The 5,400-nt window shown below is 69.2% G+C and carries 4 protein-coding genes; 1 reads left to right on the top strand and 3 read right to left on the bottom strand.

Features of this window, described 5'->3' with window-relative positions; genetic code table 11:
• Window positions 1-309: 309 nt before the first annotated feature.
• A complete protein-coding gene (locus ABZX90_RS43670) occupies window positions 310-1,317 on the bottom strand; it encodes a stage II sporulation protein M (RefSeq protein ID WP_351135304.1) in 1,008 nt (335 codons plus the stop codon).
• A gap of 130 nt (window positions 1,318-1,447) precedes the next feature.
• Here ABZX90_RS43670 and ABZX90_RS43665 point away from each other — a divergent pair, with 130 nt between their 5' ends.
• Complete coding sequence (locus tag ABZX90_RS43665; RefSeq protein WP_355213711.1) at window positions 1,448-2,581, top strand: RDD family protein; 1,134 nt, start codon at window positions 1,448-1,450, stop codon at window positions 2,579-2,581.
• 55 nt (window positions 2,582-2,636) lie between these two features.
• On the opposite strand, the gene ABZX90_RS43660 is transcribed toward ABZX90_RS43665, so the two are convergent.
• Window positions 2,637-3,287: a hypothetical protein gene (locus ABZX90_RS43660; protein ID WP_355213710.1), complete on the bottom strand. Its 651-nt coding sequence runs from the start codon at window positions 3,285-3,287 to the stop codon at window positions 2,637-2,639.
• Between the two features lie 100 nt (window positions 3,288-3,387).
• Window positions 3,388-4,845, bottom strand: a complete 1,458-nt coding sequence (gene ahcY, locus ABZX90_RS43655) for an adenosylhomocysteinase (protein WP_351135310.1) — start codon at window positions 4,843-4,845, stop codon at window positions 3,388-3,390.
• Window positions 4,846-5,400: the final 555 nt, after the last annotated feature.

The raw sequence follows: 5,400 nt of genomic DNA, 5'->3' as shown, positions 1-5,400 counted from the left end.
ATCAGATCCTTTCGGGCCTGATTTCCTCGGTGCTTTCCAGGTAATCCGCTTTCGCGTTTCCCTTTCCAGCGGCTCCGACTTTATCAGAATCTCTGGACCGGATTGACCGGCGACCAATTCTGAATCATCAGGAGAAGCTTCTTCTGAATCGACGTATCGATTGCTTTGAGAAGCGAGCAGACTCTAACTGCTGCCGCCGGACGTGTCCAGTTCTAGGCAACTGTTCGAATCTACCTCCCCAGTCTACCTCTGTCAACGGGTTTTCTGGGGCGAAGAGGAGACTAGCAGGTCAGCGGGTGTGGACGCACATCAGGCGGCCGTCGGGAGAGTGGCGCTGCGCTCGGAGGCCGCGACGTCCCCGGTGTCGCCGGAGCGTGCCGCGCGGCCTCCGAGGACATAGACGTACAGGAGAAAGGCCAGTTCGGCCGCGATTCCGATGCCGATTCGGGCCCAGGTGGGCAGACCCGACGGCGTGACGAAGCCTTCGATGGCACCCGAGACGAAGAGGATCAGCGCCAGGCCTATCGCCATCCCCAGCGCGGCACGGCCCTCTTCCGCGAGGGCTGTGCGACGGGATCGTGGGCCTGGATCGATCACGGTCCAGCCCAGTCGCAGTCCTGTGCCCGCGGCGACGAAGACGGCTGTCAGTTCCAGCAGCCCATGGGGGAGAACGAGCCCCAGGAACGTGTCGAGGCGGCCGGCCGATGACATCAGGCCGATACCCACGCCCAGGTTGAGCATGTTCTCGAAGAGGATCCAGAGGACCGGGAGGCCCAGGAAGACGCCCAGCACCAGGCACATCGCGGCGGCCTGGGCGTTGTTCGTCCACACCTGGGCGGCGAAGGAGGCGGCGGGGTGGCTGGAGTAGTAGGTCTCGTACTCGCCACCGGGTCGGGTGAGGTCACGCAGTTCGCTGGGGGCGGCGATCGAGGCCTGCACCTCGGGGTGTGTGCCGATCCACCACCCGAGGAGGGCGGCTATCGCCGTGGACAGGAGCGCCGTGGGCACCCACCAGTGGCGGGAGCGGTAGACCGCTGCCGGGAAACCGTGTGTCAAGAAGCGGGTGACATCGCGCCAGGAGGCTCGGCGGGTGCCTGTAACGGCACTGCGCGCGCGTGCCACGAGTTGGCTGAGGCGCCCGGTGAGCTGGGGGTCCGGCGCACTGGACTGGATCAGCGAGAGATGCGTGGCCGTTCGCTGATAGAGGGTGACGAGCTCGTCGGCCTCGGCTCCGGTGAGGCGGCGCTGGCGGCGCAGCAGGGCGTCGAGTCTGTCCCACTCGGCTCGGTGGGCGGAGACGAAGACGTCGAGGTCCATCGGTTTGCCTGCTCCTCGGCTGCTCGTCGGCTGCTCATTGTGGGCGTCAGCTTGTCGTACTGCGGCGCGATGTGCGCTCAGCTTGGCAGACTGGCGGTTCTCGGGGCAGGTCAGGGGAAGGACGGCAAGCGTGAGTGAGCTAGTGACGGGCGAGGCGGTGGCGCTGGAGCTGCGCCCTGCGAAATTGCCGAGCCGGGCGCTGGCGGTGTTGCTCGACCTTGCTGTGGCGATGGCGGTCTACCTCGTCGTGACCATCGGTCTGGTCGCCGCGACCGCCGCGTTGGACGAAGCGGCGCAGATCGCCGTGTCGATCGCGAGCTTCCTTCTTGTGCTGGTCGGTGGCCCGATTGCGGTGGAGACGCTCAGCCACGGCCGGTCGCTGGGGAAGCTGGCGTGCGGGCTGCGGGTGGTCCGGGACGACGGCGGGCCGATCCGGTTCCGGCACGCGCTGGTGCGCGGTGCCGTGGGTGTGGTCGAGATTCTGATGACGTTCGGAATCGTCGCGTGCATCGCCTCGCTGGTGTCGGAGCGCGGGCGGCGGCTCGGTGACGTGTTCGCGGGGACGCTTGTCGTACGGGAGCGGATACCGGTGGGTCGTATGCCCTACGTTCCTCCGCCGCCGCCCTGGCTGGCGGGGCGGTTCGCCGAGCTCGATCTGTCCGCCGTCCCGGACGGGCTGTGGCTGGCCATTCGCCAATACCTGACGCGGATGCAGCAGCTGGATCCGCAGGTGGGTGGGGCGATGGCGGAACGGCTCGCCGTGGACCTCGCCGGTCGTACCGGAGCTCCGGCGCCGCAGGGCGTGCCGGCGGGCGCGTATCTCGCGGCCGTGGTGCAGGAGCGGCAGACCCGGGAGGCGCGTCGGGCGTTCGGAAGTGTGTCGGGCGGTTTCGCTGCGCCCGGGTCGGGTGGCTATCCCGTCCAGCCCGGCGGTCCCGTCGGCTACCCGCTTCAGCCTGGCGGCCCTACTGGCTACCCGCCACAACCAGGTGGTCCCGCCGGCTATCCCGTTCAGTCAGGCGGCCCTACTGGCTACCCGCCACGACCGGGTGGTCCCGCCGGCCATCCCGTCCAGCCCGGCGGTCCCACCGGCTACCCCCAGCAGCCGGGGTCTGGTGTCCACTCCGCCCGGCCGGGACCCTCCGGGTATCAGGGCGCGGCTCAGCAGCCCGCGGCCCCGCAGCCCTCGCCGCCTCCGGCCGGCCCGGTCGAGCAGGCCGGTCAGGGGGAGCGCCCCGCGACCGGATTCGCGCCGCCCGCGTAACCGCGCTCGTCGCCGGCTCGGCATCCCGGGCAGGACCGGTACCGCGAACCCGCCGTCAGGTGAACACCGACGGCGGTGATTCGAGGTCCTCCAGCTCGATGCCGGGGGCGGCGAGCACCACGTCTCCCGCGATGTGCACGGCGTGCTGTTCCCCCGTGTCCAGCGCCGTGACCTGGTATTCGTCCACGGTCAGCGGACCGTTGTCAGTGGCGTGTGTTTCGCTTGCGATCAAGGCCCAGGACTGGTCGAGGGTGCGCGGAGCGAGGACCGGATCGGTGAAAGCGACGAGGCGTACGCGGGTCGCCGGGGCGGCGGCGGACGGGGTGAGGCTAAGGAGGCGGGCGGTGGCGACGAGAAACGCGGGAGAGGTCCCGGTGAAGGCATGGGCGGACACATTGCCTTCGGTGGCCTCGGTGCCGGTGGGGTCGGTGCGGACCCAGGTCACGCCGTCGAGGGCGGCACCCCGTACTTGCCAGTTCGCGGCGTGCAGTTCGAGGCGGATGGGGCGGCCGCGTTCGTCGAGGGCGAGGTCGACGGAGCCGGTGACCGTGCCTTGCCGGGGGACCTCGTCGGGCCCTGTGCCGGAGGGGGTGGTGAGTTGGGAGACGTAGCGCCAGCCGGAGGGGCCGGGCGCGCAGTGGAAGTGTTCTTCGGCGAGGGGGGTGTGATCGTGCGGATCGTGGAGCGAATAGCGGCCTCGGGGCATGGGCGTTCAGGTCCTCATCGGGGACAGGCCCCCGCCGGGACGGCGAGGGCCTGCTGACATCCGGACGCCGAGCGGTGGTACCGCTGCTCGGCGGGCTTGCTCAGTAGCGGTAGTGGTCCGACTTGTACGGGCCATCGACCTCGACACCGATATAGGCGGCCTGCTCGGGGCGGAGCGTCGTCAGCTTCACGCCGAGCGCGTCGAGGTGGAGACGGGCGACCTTCTCGTCGAGGTGCTTGGGCAGCACGTAGACGTCGGTCGGGTACTCCTCGGGCTTGGTGAACAGCTCGATCTGGGCCAGGGTCTGGTCCGCGAACGAGTTGGACATCACGAAGGAGGGGTGGCCGGTCGCGTTGCCCAGGTTCAGCAGGCGGCCCTCGGACAGCACGATGATGACCTTGCCGTCGGAGAACTTCCAGGTGTGGACCTGCGGCTTGACCTCGTCCTTGACAATGCCGGGGATCTTGGCGAGACCGGCCATGTCGATCTCGTTGTCGAAGTGGCCGATGTTGCCGACGATCGCCTGGTGCTTCATCTTGGCCATGTCGGAGGCCATGATGATGTCCTTGTTGCCCGTCGTGGTGACGAAGATGTCGGCCTTGTCGATGACCTCGTCGAGGGTCGTGACCTGGTAGCCGTCCATCGCCGCCTGCAGGGCGCAGATCGGGTCGATCTCGGTGATGATCACCCGGGCGCCCTGGCCGCGGAGGGACTCCGCGCAGCCCTTGCCCACGTCGCCGTAGCCACAGACGACAACGGTCTTGCCGCCGATCAGGGTGTCGGTGGCGCGGTTGATGCCGTCGATCAGAGAGTGGCGGCAGCCGTACTTGTTGTCGAACTTCGACTTGGTGACGGCGTCGTTCACGTTGATCGCCGGGAACAGCAGGGTGCCGTCGCGGTACATCTCGTACAGACGGTGGACGCCGGTCGTGGTCTCCTCGGTCACGCCGCGGATCTCCGAGGCGAGCTGGGTCCACTTCTGCGAGCCGTCGGTGATGGTGCGGTGCAGGAGTTCGAGGACGACGCGGTGCTCGTCGGACTCGGCGGTGTCGACCGAGGGGACCTTGCCGTCCTTCTCGTACTCGACGCCGTTGTGGACGAGCATGGTGGCGTCACCACCGTCGTCCAGGATCATGTTCGGGCCGCCGGTGGGGGTGTTCGGCCAGGTCAGCGCCTGCTCCGTGCACCACCAGTACTCCTCCAGGGTCTCGCCCTTCCAGGCGAAGACCGGGACGCCCTGCGGGTTCTCGGGCGTGCCGTTCGGGCCGACCGCGATGGCGGCGGCGGCGTGGTCCTGGGTGGAGAAGATGTTGCAGGAGGCCCAGCGGACCTCGGCGCCCAGGGCGACGAGGGTCTCGATGAGGACGGCGGTCTGCACCGTCATGTGCAGGGAGCCGGTGACGCGGGCGCCCGCGAGGGGCTGCGTCTCGGCGTACTCCTTGCGGATCGACATCAGGCCGGGCATCTCGTGCTCGGCGAGGGTGATCTCCTTGCGGCCGAACTCGGCCAGGGAGAGGTCGGCGACCTTGAAGTCCTGTCGGTTGTCGACAGTCGTCATACGAGCTGCTCCTCGGAATCGGGGCGAGGTGGGTAGGGCTGTTCTGCGCGGCGGCCGGCACGAACGCATGCCCGGTCGGGGCACGGACGTGGACCGGCAGGGCACAGGAGTGCCCGGTGCGCGCAGCGCAGTCCGTCGGAGGCCCTCTCTCCCTCGGCCGGTCCGCGGTGGGACCGCCCGACCGCCATCAGCAGCGACGTCTGGCTCAGTCACCAAGCTACACCGGTGGGCCCGTCCCTCCCCAGTCCGCCTCCGGGCGGGCCGGGGTCCGATCGGCCCGGCGACGGGCCGATCACGGGGCGGGTGGTGCGCGTGATGCCTCCGTGGGCCGTACCGCAGACCGGGACAGGCGAGTTGACCCGCAGAGCTGAACGGTGGAGTTGAACGGCAGAGCTGAACGGTGGAGGGCGCGGTCGACGTGGAGCACGACGTCGCCGTCCTTGTACGTCGTCGGGGCCCGCCTGAGATCTCAGGCGGGCCCCCGGATTTGCCGGGAGGTGGCGCCCCCCCCCACCACCCACCCCGACGGGGCGGGGGGGGGCCCCCGCGGGGTTT

It is taken from the genome of Streptomyces sp. NPDC002935, assembly GCF_040611295.1.
Lineage (GTDB): Bacteria > Actinomycetota > Actinomycetes > Streptomycetales > Streptomycetaceae > Streptomyces.
The sequence above is the reverse complement of the archived record's forward strand: the minus strand, read 5'-3'. Positions and strand labels throughout refer to the sequence as shown.

Excerpts from the sequence above, each read along its gene's own strand:
- ABZX90_RS43670 (WP_351135304.1), bottom strand. The coding sequence starts at position 1,317 with ATGGACCTCGACGTCTTCGTCTCCGCCCACCGAGCCGAGTGGGACAGA.
- ahcY (WP_351135310.1), bottom strand. The coding sequence starts at position 4,845 with ATGACGACTGTCGACAACCGACAGGACTTCAAGGTCGCCGACCTCTCC.
- ABZX90_RS43660 (WP_355213710.1), bottom strand. The coding sequence starts at position 3,287 with ATGCCCCGAGGCCGCTATTCGCTCCACGATCCGCACGATCACACCCCC.